Origin of the sequence: Aeromonas sp., from assembly GCF_050252055.1 — a bacterium.
Taxonomy (GTDB): Bacteria; Pseudomonadota; Gammaproteobacteria; order Enterobacterales; family Aeromonadaceae; genus Aeromonas; species Aeromonas caviae.
This window is the reverse complement of sequence record NZ_JBFWLQ010000009.1, coordinates 165,862-183,697: the sequence shown is the minus strand read 5'-3', so window position 1 is coordinate 183,697 and position 17,836 is coordinate 165,862. Positions and strand designations below refer to the sequence as shown.

16 protein-coding genes and 2 tRNA genes are annotated in these 17,836 nt (G+C 63.4%); 7 read left to right on the top strand and 11 right to left on the bottom strand.

Features of this window, described 5'->3' with window-relative positions; all coding sequences use genetic code 11:
- Position 1 precedes the first annotated feature (1 nt).
- A tRNA-Gly gene (locus tag AB7E19_RS16635) sits at positions 2-76 on the bottom strand.
- Positions 77-114: 38 nt separating this feature from the next.
- Positions 115-199, bottom strand: a tRNA-Tyr gene (locus AB7E19_RS16630).
- Positions 200-462: 263 nt separating this feature from the next.
- On the opposite strand from AB7E19_RS16630, the gene coaA reads away from it, so the two are divergent.
- Entirely contained in the window at positions 463-1,401 is a 939-nt protein-coding gene (gene coaA, locus AB7E19_RS16625) for a type I pantothenate kinase (protein WP_029314861.1), read from the top strand.
- A gap of 76 nt (positions 1,402-1,477) precedes the next feature.
- Here the strand turns inward: coaA and birA are convergent, their stop codons facing one another.
- Complete coding sequence (gene birA, locus AB7E19_RS16620) at positions 1,478-2,443, bottom strand: bifunctional biotin--[acetyl-CoA-carboxylase] ligase/biotin operon repressor BirA (protein WP_042864793.1); 966 nt, start codon at positions 2,441-2,443, stop codon at positions 1,478-1,480.
- Positions 2,444-2,445: 2 nt separating this feature from the next.
- Positions 2,446-3,483, bottom strand: a complete 1,038-nt coding sequence (gene murB / locus AB7E19_RS16615; RefSeq protein ID WP_103243871.1) for a UDP-N-acetylmuramate dehydrogenase — start codon at positions 3,481-3,483, stop codon at positions 2,446-2,448.
- 125 nt (positions 3,484-3,608) lie between these two features.
- Here murB and AB7E19_RS16610 point away from each other — a divergent pair, with 125 nt between their 5' ends.
- Positions 3,609-4,262 (top strand): potassium channel family protein, encoded by a 654-nt coding sequence (locus AB7E19_RS16610; RefSeq protein ID WP_010675965.1) that lies wholly within the window; start codon positions 3,609-3,611, stop codon positions 4,260-4,262.
- Entirely contained in the window at positions 4,259-5,614 is a 1,356-nt protein-coding gene (locus AB7E19_RS16605) for a TrkH family potassium uptake protein (protein WP_041211921.1), read from the top strand. Before AB7E19_RS16610 ends, AB7E19_RS16605 begins: the two co-directional genes overlap by 4 nt.
- A gap of 73 nt (positions 5,615-5,687) precedes the next feature.
- Here AB7E19_RS16605 and AB7E19_RS16600 read toward each other — a convergent pair whose 3' ends face one another.
- Entirely contained in the window at positions 5,688-7,703 is a 2,016-nt protein-coding gene (locus AB7E19_RS16600; RefSeq protein WP_322131686.1) for a DNA topoisomerase III, read from the bottom strand.
- Positions 7,704-8,001: 298 nt separating this feature from the next.
- On the opposite strand from AB7E19_RS16600, the gene AB7E19_RS16595 reads away from it, so the two are divergent.
- A complete protein-coding gene (locus AB7E19_RS16595; RefSeq protein ID WP_322131685.1) occupies positions 8,002-9,132 on the top strand; it encodes a NapC/NirT family cytochrome c in 1,131 nt (376 codons plus the stop codon).
- 22 nt (positions 9,133-9,154) lie between these two features.
- Positions 9,155-11,635 carry a trimethylamine-N-oxide reductase TorA gene (torA, locus tag AB7E19_RS16590; protein WP_322131684.1) on the top strand — a complete coding sequence of 827 codons (2,481 nt, stop codon included), beginning with the start codon at positions 9,155-9,157 and terminating at the stop codon, positions 11,633-11,635.
- 222 nt (positions 11,636-11,857) lie between these two features.
- Here the strand turns inward: torA and AB7E19_RS16585 are convergent, their stop codons facing one another.
- The 4 genes from AB7E19_RS16585 to AB7E19_RS16570 all read right to left on the bottom strand — a co-directional run bounded on the left by AB7E19_RS16585 (position 11,858) and on the right by AB7E19_RS16570 (position 14,877).
- Positions 11,858-12,319 (bottom strand): hypothetical protein, encoded by a 462-nt coding sequence (locus AB7E19_RS16585; protein ID WP_010675970.1) that lies wholly within the window; start codon positions 12,317-12,319, stop codon positions 11,858-11,860.
- A gap of 103 nt (positions 12,320-12,422) precedes the next feature.
- A complete protein-coding gene (locus AB7E19_RS16580) occupies positions 12,423-13,769 on the bottom strand; it encodes a sensor histidine kinase (RefSeq protein ID WP_010675971.1) in 1,347 nt (448 codons plus the stop codon).
- A 31-nt stretch (positions 13,770-13,800) separates the two neighbouring features.
- On the bottom strand, positions 13,801-14,457 hold the full coding sequence (locus AB7E19_RS16575; protein ID WP_005332666.1) for a response regulator transcription factor: 657 nt from the start codon (positions 14,455-14,457) through the stop codon (positions 13,801-13,803).
- An 87-nt stretch (positions 14,458-14,544) separates the two neighbouring features.
- On the bottom strand, positions 14,545-14,877 hold the full coding sequence (locus AB7E19_RS16570) for a PepSY domain-containing protein (RefSeq protein ID WP_010675972.1): 333 nt from the start codon (positions 14,875-14,877) through the stop codon (positions 14,545-14,547).
- 63 nt (positions 14,878-14,940) lie between these two features.
- Between AB7E19_RS16570 and AB7E19_RS16565 the strand changes: the two genes are divergently transcribed.
- Positions 14,941-15,189, top strand: coding sequence for a PepSY domain-containing protein (locus AB7E19_RS16565; RefSeq protein WP_286700083.1), 249 nt, complete (start codon positions 14,941-14,943; stop codon positions 15,187-15,189).
- 10 nt (positions 15,190-15,199) lie between these two features.
- On the opposite strand, the gene AB7E19_RS16560 is transcribed toward AB7E19_RS16565, so the two are convergent.
- Positions 15,200-15,853, bottom strand: a complete 654-nt coding sequence (locus AB7E19_RS16560) for a protein-methionine-sulfoxide reductase heme-binding subunit MsrQ (RefSeq protein WP_286700084.1) — start codon at positions 15,851-15,853, stop codon at positions 15,200-15,202.
- Positions 15,854-15,944: 91 nt separating this feature from the next.
- Positions 15,945-16,955, bottom strand: coding sequence for a protein-methionine-sulfoxide reductase catalytic subunit MsrP (gene msrP / locus AB7E19_RS16555; protein ID WP_322131683.1), 1,011 nt, complete (start codon positions 16,953-16,955; stop codon positions 15,945-15,947).
- 371 nt (positions 16,956-17,326) lie between these two features.
- Here msrP and AB7E19_RS16550 point away from each other — a divergent pair, with 371 nt between their 5' ends.
- Entirely contained in the window at positions 17,327-17,800 is a 474-nt protein-coding gene (locus AB7E19_RS16550; RefSeq protein ID WP_043153924.1) for a DUF1097 domain-containing protein, read from the top strand.
- The last annotated feature ends 36 nt before the right edge of the window (positions 17,801-17,836 follow it).

The following is a 17,836-nucleotide window of genomic DNA, read 5'->3' as shown; positions in this document are numbered from 1 at the left end:
TTGGAGCGGGCAGCGGGAATCGAACCCGCATCATCAGCTTGGAAGGCTGAGGTAATAGCCATTATACGATGCCCGCATTTCTCTAACCCAAAGAACTCAAACCGCAGAGAAATATGGTGGAGGGAGAAGGATTCGAACCTTCGAAGGCAGAGCCGTCAGATTTACAGTCTGATCCCTTTGGCCGCTCGGGAACCCCTCCAGTTGCATAAATGCCACAACGGTAATTCTGCTTGCACCCGTTGTTTTTGTCGCTTTTGCTCGGCAAATAGACGACAGACATCCAAGCGTCGCGCATTTTATGGTAAGGATTTTGGGGATGCAACCATTGCACCTTGCAAAATGTGCATTTATGCCGGGATCCAGGCAAAAAAACGCTCCTTCTCCGTCCCGACCGGACGCGTCCCTTGTCGCTCCCGATCCCTTGGTGTATGGTCGCCCTGCCCAAGAAACAGTGATGACACCATGACGACAGAGCATAACCCCTATTTGCAATTCACCCGCGAACAATGGGCGTTATTGCGCGATGCGGTCCCCCTGACCCTGACCGAGCACGATCTGCAGACCCTGCGCGGGATCAACGAGAAGGTGTCATTGCGGGAAGTGGAAGAAATCTACCTGCCCCTCTCCCGTCTCCTCAATCTCTACGTCAAGGCCAAGCAGCGCCGCAGCCGAGTGCTGGAGCAGTTTCTCGGTCAGTCCCGCGGCAAGGGCACCTATATCATCAGCATCGCCGGCAGCGTGGCGGGGGGCAAGAGCACCACGGCCCGTATCCTTCAGGCATTGCTGGAGCGCTGGCCGGAGCACCCCAGGGTGGAGCTGGTCACCACCGACGGCTTCCTGTTTCCCAACAAGGAGCTGGAAGCCCGTGGCCTGATGCGTCGCAAGGGGTTCCCCGAGTCTTATGACATCCGCCATCTGGTGGAGTTTGTCGCCAATATCCGCGCCGGCCACGAGAAGGTCGAGGCCCCCGTCTACTCCCACCTGATCTATGACATCCTGCCCGACGAGAAGAAAGTGGTGGAGCAGCCGGACATCCTGATCCTGGAGGGGCTCAATGTGCTGCAAAGCGGCATGGACTATCCCCAGGACCCCCATCGCGTGTTCGTGTCGGACTTCGTCGACTTCTCCATCTATGTGGATGCCGACGCCGAGCTGCTGCGCACCTGGTACATCGATCGTTTTCTCAAATTCCGCAGCGGCGCCTTCTCGGATCCCGACTCCTATTTCCACCACTACGCCAAGCTGGCCGAGAGCGAGGCGACCGAGATCGCCAACAACATCTGGCAGGATATCAACTACCTGAACCTTCAAGAGAACATCTTGCCGACCCGGGAGCGGGCCAACCTCATCCTCACCAAGGGCAACGAGCACGCCATCGAGCAGATCAAGCTGCGCAAGTGACCACTGTCGCAGTGCATACATGAAAGAGGGGGCCCGCAGGCCCCCTCTTTCATTCAGTCGTCATGAGCGTATGGGTTCAGTCCCCCCGCCGCAGGGAGAGTTCCCCTCCCAGATAGAGCTTGAGCCCCTCTTCCGTCTCCAGACGCAGGGCTCCGCGTTCGTCGATCCCCCGGGCAATCCCGCGGATCACCTGCTCTCCCATCAGCAGCTTCACCGGCTGGCCGGCGAAGTGGTCGAGCCGGTTCCAGCTCTCGACAAAACTCGCCAACCCCGTCTGTTCGAAGGTTTGCATGGCCTGTTGCAGGTGCAGCAGCACGCAGGCGGCCAGCTCGTTGCGATCCACCAGCTCGGGCTGGATATGGCGCAGCTCGGACCAGGCCTGATCGATCTTCTCCCCCTCCCGACTCGGCATCGCCAGATTGAGGCCGACCCCGATCACCAGATGGCAGCTGGCACCCGCACTGCCGCTCATCTCCACCAGGATGCCCGCCAGCTTGCGGCCCTGGTAATAGAGGTCGTTCGGCCACTTGAGCTCCACCCCGGGATAACCGAGGGACTCCAGCGCCTCGACCACCGCCACGCCGACCGCGAGACTCAGTCCCATGGCGGCCGCCATGCCCTGCTCAAGCCGCCAGTACATGCTCAGGATCAGCTGGCAACCGAAGGGAGAAACCCAGGGTTTGCCACGACGTCCCCGCCCGGCGGTCTGGCACTCGGCCAGACAGCTTTCGCCGGAGCTCAGGGTGTTGACCCGCTCCAGCAGGTACTGGTTGGTGGAGTCGATGACTGGGAAGCAGTGCACCGGTGCCATCGGTGCCTCTGCCTGCAGCCGCCCCTCGTCATAGAGGGCCATGGGCACCGCCAGCCGATAGCCCTTGCCGGTCAAGCTGAAGAGATCCAGCCCCAGATCCTTGAGCGCGGCCATGTGCTTGCTCACCGCCGCCCGGCTGATGCCAAGGCGCTCGCCCAGCTGCTCGCCGGAATGAAACTGGCCGTCGCTGAGCAGGGTGATCAGGGTCTGTCTGACGGGGGTCAGGGTCAGGGTCATGCCAGTACCTCGTCGAGCCAGGTTTCACCGCTGCGCCCCATGAAGCGCACCTCGTGTTCCAGCACCACACCGAACTGGTGCTCCACGCTGTCGCGGACATGGGCCGCCAGCGCGATGAGCTCCATGGCGCTGGCGCCCCCCAGATTGACCAGCACCAGCGCCTGCTCCTGATGCACGGCGGCACGACCGATGGCAAACCCCTTGAGACCGCACTGATCGATGAGCCAACCAGCCGCCAGCTTGGCCTGCCCTTCTGCCGCAGGGTAGCAGGGCATCTGCGGGTATTGCTGTTTCAGGGTCTCGGCCAGGGCGGCGGGCACCACAGGGTTTTTGAAGAAACTGCCCGCGTTGCCCAGCACCGCCGGATCCGGCAGCTTGGCCATGCGGGTGGCACAGACGGTGTCGAAAATGGCCTGTGGCGAAGGGGCATCCCCCAGCGCCGCCAGCGGGCCATAGCCGGCGACCGGGCGCCATGCCTTGGGCAGGCGCAGACCGACGGCGATGATGAAGTGGGAGTCCTGATAGTCGTGCTTGAAGATGCTGTCACGGTAACCGAACCGGCAGTCGGCCGCCGCGATGCGCTCAACCTCGCCACTCTGCCAGTTGAACGCCTCCACGTAGGCACAGACGCTGGCCAGCTCGACCCCGTAGGCACCGATGTTCTGTACCGGGGCCGCCCCGACCGTCCCGGGAATGAGTGCCAGGTTCTCCAGCCCGTGCCAGCCCTGTTGCAGGGCGTGGCATACCAGCTCGTGCCAGTTTTCACCTGCCGCCACGTGCAGCAGCCAGTGCTCGGACTCCTCGTGCAGCGTGATCCCTTTCAGGCCGTTGTGGATCACCAGACCGGCAAAGTCATCGCAGAACAGGATGTTGCTTCCTCCTCCCAGCACCAGGCGCGGCAAGGTGGCCAACTCCGGGTTGGTCCGCAGTTGCGCGAGATCATCCGGCCGGGTCACATCGGCCAGCCAGAGGCAGTGTGCATCCAGGCCCAGAGTATTGAGGGTCGACAGGGAGGCGTGGGGGGTGAGTTTCATCTGTGTGTTCCGACAAGGACAAGGGCGCAGTTTACCCCAGATCCCCCGGGACAAAAAACCCGGACACTTTTCGGACTCAGGGCTCTGGAGTAGAGTAACCCCTTCATCCCGCTGAGGAAGCATGTATGAACAATCAATTCGCCGTCATCGGCCTGGGCCTGTTTGGCAGCGCCTTGTGCGAAGAGTTGCAGCGCCAGAATGCCGAGGTACTGGCCATCGACATCGACGAGAGCAAGACCCGCCAGATAGCCACCCTCTGCAACCACGTCATCGTGGCCGATGCCACCGACGAGGCCACAGTCGCCGAACTGGGCCTGGCGAATTTCGACATCGTCTTTGTCGCCATCGGCGACAACCTGGAGACCAGCATCCTGACCACGCTGGTGCTGAAAGAGGCGGGCGTGAAGAAGGTCTGGGTCAAGGCCCGCGACAAGTTCCACGCCAAGATCCTGCAGAAGGTAGGCGCGGACAAGGTGATCAACCCGGAGTGGGACATGGGCCGCCGGGTGGCCCAGAGCATGCTGGACAACCGGCTGTTCGACTACCTGGAGCTGGGTCACGACATGGTGCTGACCGAGTTCGTGATCGGCTTGCAGCAAAACACCCGCACCCTGGCCGACTTGCGCCTGCTGCAGCAAAGCGATTTCCAGCTGTTGGCCATCAAGCGGGGTGAGGTGCTGCACAACGTCCTGACCGGCAAGATGGAGCTGCAACTCGGTGACATCCTGATCCTGGCCGGCAACAAGCACGCCATCGATCACTGGCTCGACACCCTATGATCAACTGGCGCAGCAACTACGCCTTCACCCTGCATCGGGAAGACAACTCCCGCTGGAGCGAGGCCAAGCTCATCCTGGGCAGTTTCCTCATCATCCTGCTGGTTGGCACCCTATTTCTGGTCCAGCCCTCCAGCCACAAGGGTGAGGTCACCGTCATCAACGCCCTGTTCACCGCCACCTCCGCCATCAGCGTGACCGGCCTCGGGGTGGTGGATACCGGCACCGCCTTCACCCTGCAGGGGCAGATCATCCTGTTGATATTGATGGAGATTGGTGGTCTCGGCCAGATGACCATGACACTGCTGCTCATCGCCATGTTCAGCAAGCGGGTCGGGCTGCGCCAGCAGGTGCTGGCCAAGGAGGCACTGGGCCAGGAGGGATCCGTCAACATCGTCCAGCTGGTGAAACGCATCGTCCTGTTCGCCCTGATTGCCCAGCTGATCGGCACCGCCATCATGGCCATTCGCTGGGTGCCCGACATGGGCTGGGGCCACGGCCTCTACGTCAGCTTCTTCCACGCGGTGTCGGCTTTCAACAACGCCGGCTTCTCGCTGTTTGCCAACAACCTCATGGACTACCGGGATGACCCCATCATCAGCCTGACCATACCGGCCCTGCTGATCCTGGGGGGGGTAGGCTTCACCGTCATCGTCGACCTGGTGCGCAACCGCCGCTGGCGCAAGCTGAAACTGCACAGCAAGCTGATGCTGCTGATGACCCCTGCCCTGCTGCTGCTGGGGACCCTGATGTTCTGGCTGCTGGAGCACAACAACCCTGGCACCCTGGGCAACGCCTCCTTCGGGAGCCAGTGGCTGGCAGCCTTCTTCCAGTCGGCCACCGCGCGTACGGCGGGCTTCAACACGGTGGATATCGGCCAGATGGTACCGGCCTCCCTGCTGTTCATGATGATGCTGATGTTCATCGGTGCCGGGGCAACCTCCACCGGGGGCGGTATCAAGGTCACCACCTTTGCCGTCGTTCTGCTGGCGACCCGGGCGTTTCTGACCAAGCGCCCCCATGTCACCGCCTTCGGCCGCACCCTGTCACCCCAGATAGTGACCCGCTCCCTGGCCATCATCATCGTCAGTACCATGGTGCTGATGCTGGCGATGTTCCTGCTGATGCTCACGGAGTCGCAATCATTCGACAAGATCATGTTCGAGACCATCTCGGCCTTTGCCACCGTGGGACTGTCCACCGGCATCACCGCCTCACTGAGCGAGCCGGGCAAGCTGATCCTGGTGCTGGTGATGATCTGTGGCCGTCTGGGGCCCCTCACCCTGGCGATCATGCTGGCCCGCCCGGTGGAGACCCGCATCCGTTATCCGGAAGAGAGCGTCTACACGGGGTAAGCCGCTCCATCCATGCAAAGAGGGGCCACTGGCCCCTCTTCTTATTTTTATGTGATCACGGCGCGCACCAGCCTCAGGCAGCCTTGCCCCTGGTCGTCCCCTTACCAGTGCTCTTTCCAGGGCTCTTCCCCACACGAGCACTCTTGCCCGTGCTCGTGCTCGTGCGGGGGCGTGCGGCGGTGGACCCAGTCCGCTTGCGGCGGGCAAAGCGTTGCTTGCTGTCACCGGGCGCCGCCTTGGGCAGCACGCTGAAGCTGGCGCCGGAATCCTGCCGCGCCCCCTCGATCAGGCCGTTGAGCTGCTCGGTGAGCGGCCCCATGAACTGCTGGTAGCTGCCGTGACGTTCGGCGATCTGACCCAGACTCTGCTCCCACAGTGCCGTCATGTCCGGTGTCGTGGCGGTCGTGGGCAGCGCCTGGACTAGGGCTCGCCCGGTCGGGGTGGCCTTGATACTCTTGCCCTGGCGCACCAGGAAGCGGCGCTTGAACAGCAGATCGATGATCCCGGCCCGGGTCGCCTCGGTGCCCAGACCGTCGGTCTCCCGTAGGGTCTTGCGGATCTCGGGATCCTGCACATAACGGGCGATGCCGGTCATGGCGGCAAGCAGGGTGGCATCGGTAAACGGCTTGGGGGGCTGGGTCATCTTCTCCAGCAGCTCCCCCCGCTCGCACAGCAGTTCCTCCCCCTCTTTCAGGGCAGGCAGGGTTCCCGCCTCCTCCTCGTCATCCTCTTCCACTCCGAGCAGCGCCTTCCAGCCCGCCTTGAGGATGCGGCGCGCCTTGGCCTGGAACAGCCCTCCGGCGATGCGCAGCAACACCTTGCTGTCGTTGTACTCGAACGGCGGGTAGAACTGCAGCAGATACTGGCGGGCAATCAGGCCGTAAAGCTTCGCCTCGTCGGCCCCCAGGCTCCCCTCGTTCCCCCTCTTCTCGGTGGGAATGATGGCGTGGTGGGCATCCACCTTGCTGTCGTTCCACGCCTTGCTGCGGATCCTGCCATCCGCTTCGGCGACCGCCCTGGCCAGCGCAGAGGCCGTGCTGGCGATGGCCTCCCGCACCTGGCCGGCCCGGTTGAAGTGCTCGCTCGGCAGATGGCGGCTGTCGGATCTGGGATAGGTGATGAGCTTGTGCCGCTCGTAGAGGCTCTGGCAGATATCCAGCACCCGCTTGGCATCCATGCCAAAGCGCTTGGCCGCGTCGATCTGCAGGCTGGAGAGGTTGTAGGGGAGCGGCGCCGCCTGCTTGCGCGCCTGCTCCTCCACCGCCTCCACCCGGGCGGGTTGCCCCTGGATCCGCTCCACCACCTTGGCGGCCAGCGCCCGGTTGAGCACCCGTCCCTCCTCATCCTGCCAGGGCAGACAGGCCTCCGATGGCAGCCACCTGGCGGTGAAGCGTTCGTTGCCCTGGGTCAACAGATGGGCCATCACCTCGTAGAACGGCTTGGGAACGAAGGCCTCGATCTCGAGATCCCGGCGCACCACCAGACCGAGCAAGGGGGTCTGTACCCGACCCACCGACAGCAGTTCGCTGCAACCCCCCTTGCGGCCAAGCAGGGTATAGGCCCGGGTCATGTTGATGCCATAGAGCCAGTCGGCACGGCTACGGGCCAGCGCCGACACCGCCAGCGGCACGAACTCCTTGTTGTCCCTGAGCTTGTCGAGGGCGCGGCGCACAGCGGGGGGATTGAGATCGCTGATGAGGCAGCGCTGAACCGGTTTGGTCTTGGGATAGCCGAGAAAGTCGATCACCTCGTCCACCAGCAGTTGCCCTTCCCTGTCCGGGTCACCGGCGTTGACCACGCAGTCCGCCTGCTTGATGAGCCCCTTGATGACGGCCAGCTGGGCCTTGGTCTTGGGTTTGGCCACCAACTGCCACTGGGTCGGGACAATGGGAAGGGATTCCATGCGCCACTGCTTGTAGGCGGCATCGTAGGCATCGGGCTCGGCCTGCTCCAGCAGGTGACCGATGCACCAGGTCACCACGTCTCCCTGCGCCGTCTCGATGAAACCCTCCCCCTTCTTGTGCGGTTTGGGGAGGACATCGGCGATGGCGCGGCCAAGGCTGGGTTTCTCGGCGATAAAGAGTCGCATGATGGATACACCTGAATACTGTATATGTGAACAGTATACAATCCTCCCGCCACAAACCCCAAGCCCCGGGGTGGCGTACTGCCTCCTCGCCCCGGCTTGGGCATCGCCCTCACCACAGCGCATCCCGCTCCCGTTGGATGGGTAAAGTGAGATTTAAATTCAAAAAATCATGACAAAACAAATAACAAAACCAAAAATCAATTATATGTCGGAATTAAAACCATGACCGAGGTCAACCCTTAGAATCCTGGGACTACTACTATATTGGTAATACCCGAATTCGAAGGACACCGTCACCATGCTTGGAAAACTGTTGAGAAAGACCTGGTTCTGGCTTCTGCTGCTCGGGGCCCTGCTGGGGATCGCCGCACTGGGCGTCACCGTCACCGTGCTGCACAAGACCAGCTCCACCGAGTTCTGCGTCTCCTGCCACTCCATGCAGACCCCGCTCGCCGAATATCAGGGCAGCGTCCACTTCCAGAACGTGAAGGGGATCCGCGCCGAGTGCGCCGACTGCCACATCCCCAGTGAACCCGCCGCCTATCTCTGGACCAAGATCCGCGCCGTGAAAGACATCTATCACGAGGCGATCGGCACCCTCGACACCCCGGAGAAATACGAGGCCCACAAGCTGCGCATGGCCCAGACCGTGTGGGGTCAGCTCAAGGCCAATGACTCCGCCACCTGTCGCAGTTGCCACAGCTACGCCGCCATGGACATCCTGGCCCAGCGCCCCAATGCCCGCGCCGAGCACCCGGTCGCCATCAAGGAGGGTCAGACCTGCATCGACTGCCACCGCGGCGTCGCCCACATCATGCCGGACATGAGCGGCCTGGCTGCCGCCGGTGCCAGCGAGCTGGCGCAAGCCGCCGCCCAGACCCCGGCCACCGTCACCACCCGCTATGCCATTGCCACCACCCCGCTCTATCTGGATGCCGGCGCCAAGACTGATGAAGGCACCCTGATGCCCTCCACCCAGGTGGAAGTGCTGGCCAACGACAACGGCCGCGCCCAAGTGCGCATCGACGGCTGGCAGCAGGACGGGGTGAGCGAGGTGTTCTACGCCGCCCCCGGCAAACGGATCCTGAGCGTGCTGGTCGGCGAAGCCGCCAGAAAAGCCCTCGTAACCGGCAAGAGCGAGACCGACAGCGCCACCAACCTCACCTGGCATCAGGTCAGCCTGACCGCTTGGGTCGACCAGAGCCAGCTCATCGGCGACCAGGGCAAGCTGTGGCAATACGCCTCCACCCTGATGTCCAACAACTGCACCGGCTGTCACGGCCTCACCGCGCTGGATCACTTCAACGCCAACCAGTGGATCGGCGTCATCAAGGGGATGGAGTCCCGTACCTCCCTCACCCCGGAGCAGGCGCGCATGCTCACCCAATACGTGCAGAAACACGCCAGCGACATGAGCGCGGCCCATTAAGGCAGGAACAGAGGACTCTCCCATGACTTTTTTCAATGACCAACAGACCAACCTCTCCCGCCGTACTCTGCTCAAGGGGCTGGGGGCCTGTGCCGCCCTGCCCCTGCTGGCTGGTCTCTTCCCGAAAAGCGCCCTGGCCAAGGCCGTCAGCACGGCCCTTGAGCAGTTCCCCACCCTGGTGCCCGCCCAGAAGGGCATCCTGACCGGCGCCCACTGGGGAGCCTTCGAGGCCATCGTCTCCGAGGGCCGCATGGTGCGGGTCCAGCCTGTGGCCGATGACCCAGCGCCGAATGACCTCATCGACATGGCGCCGTTCCAGGTACACGCCAAGAACCGCATCAAGTACCCCATGGTGCGCAAGAGCTGGCTGGAGCACGGCCCGGGTGCCAGACCGGAGCTGCGCGGAGCCGACGAGTGGGTACGGGTGAGCTGGGAGAAGGCCATCGAACTGGTGGCCGGCGAGATCCAGCGCGTTCAGTCTGATTTCGGCCCGCAGGCGATCCACGCCGGTTCCTACGGCTGGAAGAGTGTCGGCATGTTCCACAACAGCCGCACCCTGCTGCACCGCCTGATGAACCTCTCGGGCGGCTTCACCGGTTATGCCGGTGACTACTCAACCGGCGCGGCTCAGGTGATCATGTCCCACGTGATGGGCTCCATCGAGGTGTACGAGCAGCAGACCGCCTGGCCCAACGTGGTGGAGCACGCCGAACTGGTAGTGCTCTGGGGGGTCAACGCCCAGGTCACCCTGAAGAACAGCTGGAACATGCCGGATCACGAAGGTCAAGCGGGCTTCAAGGCGCTGAAAGAGAAAGGCACCCGGGTCATCAGCATCGATCCCGTCTACAACGAGACCGCCAAGCTGGTCGGCGCCGAGTGGATTGCCCCGAACGCCTACACAGACGTGGCCATGATGCTGGGGGTGGCCCACACCCTCTACAGCGAGAAGAAGCACGATCAGGCCTTCCTCGATCGCTACACCGTCGGCTTCGACACCTTCCTCGCCTACCTGCTCGGCAAGGAGGACGGTCAGCCGAAGAGCGCCGAGTGGGCGAGCAGCGTCTGCGGCGTCGATGCCAAGGTAATTCGCCAGCTGGCCCTCGACATGGCCGCCAAGCGCACCATGATCATGGCGGGCTGGGGCATGCAGCGTCAGCACCACGGGGAGCAGCCCAACTGGATGCTGGTCACTCTGGCTGCCATGCTGGGCCAGATCGGCCTGCCGGGTGGCGGCTACGGCTTCAGCTACCACTACTCTTCCGGTGGCAGCCCCACCGCCAAGGGCGGCATTCTGGCGGGTATCTCCGCCGGCAACGCACCGAAGAACAGCCCGGCCCCCATCCCGGTGGCGCGCATCGCCGACTGCCTCGCCAATCCGGGCAAGACCATCGACTTCAACGGCCGCAAGGTGACCTATCCGGACATCAAGCTGGTCTACGTGGCGGGGGGCAACCCCTTCCACCACCATCAGGACACCAACAACCTGCTGCAGGCGTGGCGCAAGCCGCAGACCGTGATCGTCCACGAGCCCTACTGGACGGCGACTGCCAAACACGCCGACATCGTGCTGCCGGTCACCACCAGCTACGAGCGCAACGACCTGGAGATGGGGGGCGACTACTCCCAGCGCTACGTCTTCCCCATGCACCAGTGCGTGCCCCCCCAGTTTGAAGCTCGCAACGACTTCGACATCTTCAGCGCCATCGCCGCCAAGCTGGGCGTGCAGGAGCAGTACACCGAAGGGAAGGACGAGATGCTGTGGCTCAAGCAGATGTACGACGGCATGGCGGCCCAGGCTCGCGGTGCCCGGGTGGCGCTGCCGCCGTTCAACATGTTCTGGGAGGCCAACAACTACATCCGCTTCCCGATCCCGGAGGCCAACCGCCAGTGGATCCGTCACGCCGATTTTCGCGAAAACCCGCTGCTCAACCCGCTCGGTACCCCGTCCGGCAAGATCGAGATCTTCTCCAACACGGTGGCGGGGATGGGTTACGCCGACTGCGCCGGTCATCCCAAGTGGTATGAGCCCAAGGAGTGGGTGAAGAGCGAGATGGCGGCGCGCTATCCGCTGTCGCTCAACACCTCCCACCCGACCCAGCGGCTGCACTCCCAGCTCGACAACACCCCGCTGCGGGACAAGTTCGCCATCGCCGATCGGGAGGCGATCCTGATCCATCCGGACGACGCCAAAGCGCGCGGCATCCAGGATGGCGATCTGGTGCGGGCCTTCAACGAGCGCGGCCAGATCCTGGTGGGGGCCCTGATCTCCGCCGATATCCGGCCCGGGGTAGTGCGGGTGTGTGAAGGGGCCTGGTACGATCCGGCCAAGCCGGGCGAAGCGGGCAGCATCTGCAAGAACGGCAACGTCAACTGCCTCACCTTCGACGAGGGCTCGTCCAGTCTGGCCCAGGGCAACTGCGGCCACATGGCCCAATTGCAGATAGAGAAGTATATCGGGCCAGTGCTCGCCAACACGGCGCACGAGGTACCGGCCAACGGCTGAGTAGAGGACTGAGCAACAAAAACGGCGCCATCAAGGCGCCGTTTTCTTATCGCAGTTTGTGGTGTGGCTCAGAATCACAAGTCACCCTCAACCATATACTCTTCCGCATACTCCACCCGCCTTGCAGCCAGAGTGGGGACAAGGTGGCTCAGAAGTCTCCTTCCACCATGTACTCTTCGGCACACTCCACCCGCCTTGCAGCCAGAGCGCGGACAAGGTAGCTCAGAAGTCTCCTTCCACCATGTACTCTTCGGCACACTCCACCAGCTGGGGCCAGAGATCTTCCGGCACCCAGGCCTCGGGGTCATCCTCGTCACCGTCATACTGGCTCCAGAAGAAGGCACGCAGCCCGCTTGCGAAGTCGTCGCTCAACTCCGCCAGTTCGGAGAGGGGCCCCAGCCAGGCAATGCGGCGCAGGCCGGAGGCGAGATCGTTGATGGCATCCATCAGGGTGCGATCATCCAGGCTCTGCTCCACCAGCAGGGTGAAGCGCTCGCGGGCGCTCTCGGTCTGATCCTCGTCCAGCTCGCCCACGTCGGCCAGCAGGTCGACAAAATCCTCCAGCAGGAACTGGATCAGGGCATCCCTGTCCTCGAACCACTGGATCTGGGCCCCCTTGGTGCCCAGCACCGAGGCATCGAACGAATCATCGAGATGGCACAAAGCCCAAGGATCGTCAGTCATTGCTACCCTTCCTACACCTGAAACAAGAGACGTATCTTATGCCGGGTGCCGCCCCCCTTGCCAGCACTGCGGCACAAAAGGGGCCCCCCGACGGGGCGCCCCGTCACTCGACCCTGGCCACCTTGGGCAGGGAGAGGGAAGCGGCGAGCCCCCCCAGCTCGGCCCGCCCCATGATGAGGCTGCCGCGATAGGCTTCCGCGAGATCCGAGACGATGTTGAGGCCAAGGCCCGAGCCCGGCACCTTCTCGTCGAGGCGCACCCCCCGCAGCACCGCCTTGGCGATCTGATCCTCGCTCATGCCGGGACCGTCGTCCTCGATGCGCAGGGTGATCCAGCCCCCCAGCTCGGCGCTGGAGATGCGCAGCTCGCTGGCGGACCACTTGAAGGCGTTCTCCAGCAGGTTGCCCACCATCTCGTCGAAGTCCTGCTCCTCCACCCCGACCGCCAGATTGACCGGCACCTGCAAGTCCACCGTCTTGCCGGGATAGAGGCGGGAGAAGGCGCGGCAGATGTACTCCACCCGGGCCCGCACCGGGGTCGACACCCCGAGGATCTTGGCGGCGCCGGTCACCCGCGCCTTGCCGAGGTGGTAGTCGATGTGGCGCTGGATCTGGTCAAGCTGCTCGCCGAGGGCGGCCTGATCCTCCGGCGGCAACTGGGTCACCTGGTTGCGCATGATGCTGAGCGGCGTCTTGAGGGCGTGGGCCAGGTTGCCGGTGTGGGAACGGGCTCGTTGCAGCAGCTCGCCATAGTGGTGCAGCAGGCGGTTGATGTCCTCCACCAGCGGCTGGATCTCCAGGGGGTAGCGCAGCCGGAACCCCTCCTGATGACCCTGATGGACGCGGCTCAGCTCGCGACGCAACAGATGCAGCGGGCGCAGGCCGTAGAGGATCTGGAACATGAAGCCGAGCACCAGGCCGGTGGCGGCGAAGCCGAGGCCGAGAAACAGGCTGATGCGGGTCTTCTTCAGGGTCTGGGTCAGGGCGCTGCTGTCCTTGGCCATCACCAGGGTGAAGACCCGATCAGACCCCGGCAGCAGCACGGTACGGGTCATGATGAGCAGGGGCTCCTTGTTGGGCCCCTTGCCGACAAAGAGATCCGGATCGCCGAAGGCCGACTTCAGGCCGTGGGCGCTCAAATGGGCATCCCACAGGGAGCGGGAGCGACTGACCACCGTCTCCCCCAGCTCCAGCTGCCAGTAATAGCCGGAGTAGGGCTGGCGATAACGGGGGTCGGCCATGGGCTCGGTGACCACCGGCATGCCGTCCGGCTGGATCTCGAGGCGGGAGAGCAGATCGTAGAGCTGCAGGCGCAGGCCATCGGCCTCCGCCTCCTGCCAGTAGTTGCGCATCATGGTCTGCAGGCTGAAGCCGGTGGCGAACAGGAAGAGACCGCACCAGACCATGGCGATCACCACCAGCCGACCTCGCAGGGTGCGTACCAGCCTCATTCAACCCACCCCGCCATCGGTTGCGAGGATGTCATTCGTTGATCCGGTAGCCGAGGCCGCGCACCGTCTCGATGAGATCGGCGTGGGTCTTCTTGCGAATGCGGCCGATGAACACCTCCACGGTGTTGGAGTCGCGATCGAAATCCTGGGCATAGATGTGGTCGATCAGCTCGCTGCGGGACACCACCTTGCCCCTGTGCTGCATCAGGTAGCCCAGCACCCGGAACTCGTGGGCGGTGAGCTTGATGGGGGTCCCCTCGTACCACACCTGGGAAGCCGCCATGTCGAGACGCACGCCACCGATCTCGAGGATGGAGCTGGCGTTCCCCGCCGCCCGGCGCACCAGCGCCTGCACCCTGGCCACCAGCTCCGCCACCTGGAAGGGCTTGGTGAGGTAGTCGTCCGCCCCGGCGTTGAGCCCTTCAATCTTCTCGTGCAACTGGCCACGGGCGGTCAGCACCAGCACCGGGGTGTCCATCCCCTTGCTGCGCCACTCCTTCAGTACGCTCAGCCCGTCGCGACCGGGCAGGCCGAGATCCAGGATGATGGCGTCATAGGGTTCGGTCTCGCCGAGAAAGCCCGCCTCGTTGCCATCGTGGCAGAGATCGGTGACGAAACCGGACAGACGCAGCTGCTCCGCCAGCTGGCCCGCGAGGATCTTTTCATCTTCAACTATCAGAATGCGCATACATGGGTATCCAAAACAGGGTTGTGCCGGCACCGGCAACGGTTGGGGGGACGAACCGGACGACGGTACGTTCGCGGACTCACGCCGTTACTCCTCTTCCGGGGGCGGGCGCGGAGCGAACAGGCGCTCCAGATGGTGACCCTTGAGCCACACCATCTCCAGGTTGTCAGCCCGGTAGCCCACCTTGATGACGCTGTTCTCCTCGTCGATGAGCCTGAGCTCGTAGAGCCAGACGCCATCCTCCTCACCCAGATCGACGCGCAGCACGCGCACCGGCAGGCGGGAGGCCACCTCCATCAACTCATGAAACGGGCGGACCCGCCCCTCGCTGACCGCCTGTTGCAACAAGGCCTCGTTCGGCTGGGCCGCCTGAACCAGCATCGGCAGCAGCAATCCAAGCAGGGGCAGCGCGCTATTCATGGGTGATTCATCTCTCAAAACCTAACATAATGCCGTTTATAGTGTGCCAGCCATGAATCCGGAATGAATATGATCCCACGCAGTATCCTGCTGATCTTGTGCCTCTTTTCCACCTTTGGCTGGGCGGCGCAGACACGTCTCGACATGGCCGGACTGGTCAAGTTGTTGCTGGCACAAGGGTATCACGACATTCGGGAAGTGGAGCTGGAAGGGGACAAATTCGAGGTCGATACCCTGAATGCCAACGATCAGCGCGTCCAGTTGCAGGTCGATGCCAACACCGGCGAGATCACCAAAAAAGAGGCCGAATAGGCCTCTTTTGCTATGGGTGTGACGGCTGTTGCGCCGCCCCCCTCCCGGCTACTTGCGCTCGCCTGCGCCAGGGGCGCAGCAGCTTCTCTCGCCGTGGCCACAGCAGGGCGCAGGCCAGCACCAGATAGATGAGGGGCTCCTGCCACCCGCTCTTGACCGACCACCAGTAGTGTACCGGCACCAGTAGAGCCACCCCGTAGATCCAGTTGTGCAGCTTCTGCCAGGCAGGCCCCATGCGCCGCAACAGGGCCGGGATCGAGGTGATGCCGAGCGCCAGCAACAGCAGCAGCGCCACCATGCCCACCACTATGTAGCTGCGCTTCACCAGCTCGCCGCCAATCAGCCCCCAGTCGAACTGCAGATCCAGCCCCAGCCAGACCATGAAGTGCAGGGACGCCCAAGCGGCGCACCAGAGCCCGAGGGGGCGGCGCAACTTGATGAGCTGCCCCTGGCGCCAGCGCTTGGCGAGCGGCGACACCAGCAGGGTCAGCAACAGCAGGTGGAGGGCCCCCTTGCCAAGGTAATGGGTCAGCCCCTGGACCGGATCCCCCCCCAGCAGCCCGGCTGGCACGGCATAGCCCAGCCAGAGCAGAAAGCCGAGCGAACCAAGGTGCACCAGCGCCCGCAAGCCGTTGATATGGGCTGTTTTCAGTCTCGGCATCATATTGCAGTTCCCGTCATGTTTTTACCGCTTCTCATCCCCTCTCCCACCAGGGGAGAAGGGGGCAAGAGATCAGTCGGGCAGAGCGTCAGTCTCAATACCATTTACGCAGATCCATCCCCTGATAGAGGGACGCCACCTCGTCGCCGTAGCCATTGAACATCAGGGTCGGCTGGCGCTTGGCCCCGAAAATGCCCCCCTCGCCGATGAAACGCTCGCTCGCCTGGCTCCAGCGCGGGTGATCCACGCTCGGGTTGACGTTGGCGTAGAAGCCATATTCGTTCGGCGCAAGCAGGTTCCAGGTGGTGGGGGGCATCTCCTCCACCAGGCGGATGGAGACGATGCTCTTGATGCTCTTGAAGCCGTACTTCCAGGGCACCACCAGCCGGATGGGAGCCCCGTTCTGGGCGGGCAGGGTCTTGCCATAGAGCCCCATGGCGAGGAAGGAGAGGGGGTGCATGGCCTCGTCGAGGCGCAAGCCCTCCACATAGGGATAATCGATGCCGCCCCCCAGGGCACGGGAGGCCTGCCCCGGTAACTGTTCCGGATCATAGAGCGTCTCGAAGGCCACGAACTTGGCGCGACTGGTGGGCTCGGCACGGCGGATCAGATCCGCCAGCGCAATGCCGCTCCAGGGCAGCACCATGGACCAGGCCTCCACGCAGCGCAGCCGATAGATGCGCTCCTCCAGCGTGCTCTTGTTGATGAGATCCCACACATCCAGGGTGAAGGGTTTGGCCACCTCCCCTTCCACCTTCAGGGTCCAGGGCTCGGGCCTGAGGTAATGGCCGTTGCGGGCCGGGTCCCCCTTGCCGGTCCCCAGCTCGTAGAAATTGTTGTGGGTGGTGGCCTTCTCCTCCGGGGTGAGGATCAATCCCTCTGGCCGGGTCGCGGCACGGATGTCGAGGGGTCTGGTGGGGGCCACGGTGGCCGGCTTGTCCGGTGCGAAGAGATCCAGCAGGCTGGCCTTCACCGGAAACGCCAGGGTGGCGGCACCGACGCCCAGGCCCAGCCCTTTCAGGATGCGGCGACGATCCTGATAGACGGTTTCCGGCGTGACATCCTGTTCGGTGGGGTGATGAGAAGTACGGCGCTTGATCAACATGAAAAAACTCCCGGGACGATGAGGTTGACAACCATAAGACCCGCCCCGGCCGAGTTTTATTTCACACAGAATTACATGAGTTGGTAAAGGGGCAGTGCCTTGGCCATGGTACCGGCCAGGAAGAGCACTACGAACACCAGCAGAGGAACGATCACGTTTGGCACCATCAGACTCACTCCATGAGCAGGACAGGGCCTCTAACTATGGAACAAGGTCTGCGGCGCCTCCAATGAATTTTTTTCGCGAGCGCAAGCGTATTCCAGAGTTGCAAAGAGTGATCGGGATCACACACAATCCGGCCCCCGCTTGCTGCCGCTCTACCGCGGAGTAGGCTGCCTCCTTTTCCGGATTCAACCACTGAGAGTCACGCCATGAGCCCACTGTTCGCCATCGCCATCACGACCGGGATCCTCTCCGCCGTCTGGGGTGGACTGGCCGCCGCACTCGGTCTCATCTCCTGGGTCGGCTTCCTCGGCTGCACCAGCTACTTCGCCTCGAGTGGCGGTTACAAGGCGCTGTTGCAGACCCTGCTGTGCAACACCACCGGCATGCTGTGGGCACTCCTGCTGATCCACGGGGAGACCTGGTGGGGGGCCGGCATGGCGGGTTATCTGATGACAGGGGTGGTGGCCACCCTGATGTGCGTGCAGGCCAGGCAGCAGTGGCTCGCCTACATTCCCGGCACCTTCGCCGGTTGCTGTGCCACCTTCGGCGCCGCAGGCGAGTGGCGGCTCATTCTGCCCTCCCTCATCATCGGCGCCCTGTTTGGCTATCTGATGAAGGCGAGCGGCCTCTGGCTCTCCCAGAAGACTCTCTCTACCAGCGGTGTCAGCGACCCGGCCTGAGGCCGATTCTGTCGGAAACCAGAGGGGCGGCCCGTC

Excerpts from the sequence above, each read along its gene's own strand:
- coaA (WP_029314861.1), top strand. The coding sequence starts at position 463 with ATGACGACAGAGCATAACCCCTATTTGCAATTCACCCGCGAACAATGG.
- murB (WP_103243871.1), bottom strand. The coding sequence starts at position 3,483 with ATGAAACTCACCCCCCACGCCTCCCTGTCGACCCTCAATACTCTGGGC.
- AB7E19_RS16610 (WP_010675965.1), top strand. The coding sequence starts at position 3,609 with ATGAACAATCAATTCGCCGTCATCGGCCTGGGCCTGTTTGGCAGCGCC.
- AB7E19_RS16605 (WP_041211921.1), top strand. The coding sequence starts at position 4,259 with ATGATCAACTGGCGCAGCAACTACGCCTTCACCCTGCATCGGGAAGAC.
- AB7E19_RS16600 (WP_322131686.1), bottom strand. The coding sequence starts at position 7,703 with ATGCGACTCTTTATCGCCGAGAAACCCAGCCTTGGCCGCGCCATCGCC.
- AB7E19_RS16595 (WP_322131685.1), top strand. The coding sequence starts at position 8,002 with ATGCTTGGAAAACTGTTGAGAAAGACCTGGTTCTGGCTTCTGCTGCTC.
- torA (WP_322131684.1), top strand. The coding sequence starts at position 9,155 with ATGACTTTTTTCAATGACCAACAGACCAACCTCTCCCGCCGTACTCTG.
- AB7E19_RS16585 (WP_010675970.1), bottom strand. The coding sequence starts at position 12,319 with ATGACTGACGATCCTTGGGCTTTGTGCCATCTCGATGATTCGTTCGAT.
- AB7E19_RS16580 (WP_010675971.1), bottom strand. The coding sequence starts at position 13,769 with ATGAGGCTGGTACGCACCCTGCGAGGTCGGCTGGTGGTGATCGCCATG.
- AB7E19_RS16575 (WP_005332666.1), bottom strand. The coding sequence starts at position 14,457 with ATGCGCATTCTGATAGTTGAAGATGAAAAGATCCTCGCGGGCCAGCTG.
- AB7E19_RS16570 (WP_010675972.1), bottom strand. The coding sequence starts at position 14,877 with ATGAATAGCGCGCTGCCCCTGCTTGGATTGCTGCTGCCGATGCTGGTT.
- AB7E19_RS16565 (WP_286700083.1), top strand. The coding sequence starts at position 14,941 with ATGAATATGATCCCACGCAGTATCCTGCTGATCTTGTGCCTCTTTTCC.
- AB7E19_RS16560 (WP_286700084.1), bottom strand. The coding sequence starts at position 15,853 with ATGATGCCGAGACTGAAAACAGCCCATATCAACGGCTTGCGGGCGCTG.
- msrP (WP_322131683.1), bottom strand. The coding sequence starts at position 16,955 with ATGTTGATCAAGCGCCGTACTTCTCATCACCCCACCGAACAGGATGTC.
- AB7E19_RS16550 (WP_043153924.1), top strand. The coding sequence starts at position 17,327 with ATGAGCCCACTGTTCGCCATCGCCATCACGACCGGGATCCTCTCCGCC.